General features: G+C 61.5%; 2 protein-coding genes. Both read right to left on the bottom strand.

What is annotated here, in order from left to right; genetic code table 11:
* Positions 1-72: 72 nt before the first annotated feature.
* Positions 73-2,280 carry a hypothetical protein gene (locus tag SMC5_RS01025; protein ID WP_119119234.1) on the bottom strand — a complete coding sequence of 736 codons (2,208 nt, stop codon included), beginning with the start codon at positions 2,278-2,280 and terminating at the stop codon, positions 73-75.
* A partial coding sequence (locus tag SMC5_RS01020) for a glutamine amidotransferase-related protein (protein ID WP_165848907.1) occupies positions 2,270-2,626 on the bottom strand: 357 nt, incomplete at its 5' end. The genes SMC5_RS01020 and SMC5_RS01025, both read right to left, overlap by 11 nt.

The following is a 2,626-nucleotide window of genomic DNA, read 5'->3' as shown; positions in this document are numbered from 1 at the left end:
CCTCAATCGAACACACAAGCGCCTGTTGCTGAGGGATCATCCCCTCAAGAGGAAATGTGAAGAACGGACCGTCTACGACGGACCGGGGTTGGCCGCGATAGCCTCGCCTTCAATAAGATCTGCAGGCTCCATGACAATGGTCCCTCCGGTCACGTACTTGACCGTCCCCTTGCGCGCGACCAGTTCCTTGAGTTCCCAGGGGAAGTTGAGTTCGATGGCGCTGACGCCCCGGAGGAAATCTGAACGCATGCTGAACCGGACTTTGTCGCCCAGACGCTGCATGCGCACGGAAAGTTCGCCGAACGTAGACTGCAGACCGTGGACGTCGATGCCGTCGCCGGCAAACAGCTCGGGCGTCGGCACTGGGATGATGCTCAGGTAGGTGCCGCGTTCGACAAAGATGAGGCTGGTCAGCAGCTCGAGGGCAAGCGCCGTCGCGACGGCGCTGTGCCGTGGACCGGCAAGAGCTCTCCTGGTATGCAGGTCGATATAGTCGGGGAGAGCGTCGGATACCCCAAGCTGCTCCAGACCCTCCTGCATCAGACCGTACGCTCCGCTCTCACGGCGCAGGATCAGAGTTTTGGCGCACAGCAGTGACAGACGGATGTCGCCGAGGGAGCCGAGGGAGGGGTTTGCGACGAAGCCGTCACGCAGCCAATGCTCGGCGATCCAGCTCATGGTGCCAGTCAGGATGGCGTCCTCGGTGCCGTGCGCGCCAAACAGGGCGTAGGCCGCAACCGGTGCTATGTCGGCAAACATCGGCTTGCCAGGGCCGACATGAGTATCGGCCGCATCCGCCTGCTTGAGCAACCGCAGCTGGAGGTCGTCACATAATCTGAGGCGCACGTCGTCCTTCTCGGAAAGCATGCTCTGATAGCTCTCAATGGCCTTGCCCAGCACCAGATGCAGCACAGGGCCGGAACGCCGCAATGGTCCCAGCAAGCCGATGGCGACAGGCTCCACTGTTGTCTGCGATTGGCTGAGCCAGGTGACGAACTGGTCCACGACGGGAAACAGCTGCCTGCGGAGCTGCACCTGGCGCGCCACCTTCAGATGCCAACCCAGAGCAATGACAAAGCTTGCGTACGAAAACAGTGCATCCGCCGACAGAGCGGGCCCTGGGGGTAATTGCGCCGCATAGGAACGCAAGAGGCTGGAAGCCGTGTCGACCTCTCCCACACGGTCATATGCCTCGACGAGCGCCGGCAGGGCAACGGCATCGAGGCCGCCCTCGAACGCCGAGGCAGCAGTGGCTTCAAGAGACGACAGGTGAAGCAGCTGGTTGGCGGCAAAACGGTTGAGGCGCTCGTCGCCCGTGCGATATCCTACATGCTTTTCCTGTGTTACGACGAGCCGGTGCTCTTGCTCAAGGATCCCGGCGCTCTGTCCAAGGAGGAGCGTGAGTTCCTCAGGTTTGTAGGTACGGTCCCTGTCGACGAAGAAGAAAAACGTGACTTCGGTATCGCCGCCAGGTTCGAGCTGGTGGTCGAATGCAAGTGCCAGCTGCATGAGCCCCGTCGGCGAGACGACTTCGCCGCCGGCATCGGCGTCGACCATGCTGCCAGTCCGGGGATCGTAGACGCTGACCTTGGTACTGCTCGGTCGTTCACAGGCAAAGGCGATGCGCTGTCCGTTGAGCATGATGAGGTTCTCACGTGAAAAGCTGAACCGTTCCAGACTCGTGATGCCCACCTCGTCGAACGGCTTGATGAGGAGGACGAGCGTCACAGCGTGAAACTGATCACTGGTATTGCGCAGCCGGAACGTGACCTGAACGAAGGGCAGGTCCATCAATCCATGGGGAAACGCACTCCTGGTCACGGTGAGTTCGGGTGCCGTCATGACGATGCGGTGGATGCCGTCTTCGAAGGAAGCCATCGTCGCCCTCGGGTCATACGCTGCGGAGGAACAGACCTCGCGCCCTTCCACCTGTGCCACGTAGTCGATAGTGACAGGAACCAGTGTCAGGATGAGCGTGCCGCATTCATCCGCCCGAACACCCTCAGGATGACGGGGCAGACCCAGCTGCGTCAGGCGCTCGCCGGTCAGATTTTCCCAGGACGGGATACTCCCGGTCTTGCCGGCAAGCTGTACCTGCAGGTAGCGTGGCAGCTCCTCGGGCTTGAACAGCGCCGAGGCTGTCTGTGTCAGCACCGTTCGCAGGCGTGCCTCGGATTCCGTGCGCACCTGTCCCGTGCCGCCGATGACCTGCAGCCGGTCCAGCACGTCGCTCGCAGCCTGGCTGACGGGGACAGAGCGGACCCGTTTTCTACCCCTCATGTGCAAGCATGGCCTTCACAAACGCAACGAACAGGGGGCCTGGCTGGAGTGGCTTGGACGAGAGCTCAGGGTGAAACTGGACACCGACGAAGAACGGATGATTCCCGAGTTCGAGGGCCTCGACCAGGTCTTCCTCCGGATAAACAGCAGCGACGCGCATGCCATGTTCTTCGAAGGCTGCACGGTAGTCATTGTTGAACTCAAAGCGATGACGATGGCGTTCGGAAAGCGTGGATGCCCCATAGGCCTCTTCCACCCTGCTCCCCGGTGTGATGGTGTTCTCGTAGACGCCAAGCCGCATGGTCCCGCCCAGCTTCTGTACGCCCTTCTGCGACGGCATGAGGTA

This window comes from Candidatus Cryosericum odellii (genome assembly GCF_003570935.1).
GTDB lineage: Bacteria > Caldisericota > Caldisericia > Cryosericales > Cryosericaceae > Cryosericum > Cryosericum odellii.
Note: the sequence above shows the minus strand (reverse complement) of the source record. Positions and strands in the feature narration are given on the sequence as shown.

Excerpts from the sequence above, each read along its gene's own strand:
- SMC5_RS01025 (WP_119119234.1), bottom strand. The coding sequence starts at position 2,280 with ATGAGGGGTAGAAAACGGGTCCGCTCTGTCCCCGTCAGCCAGGCTGCG.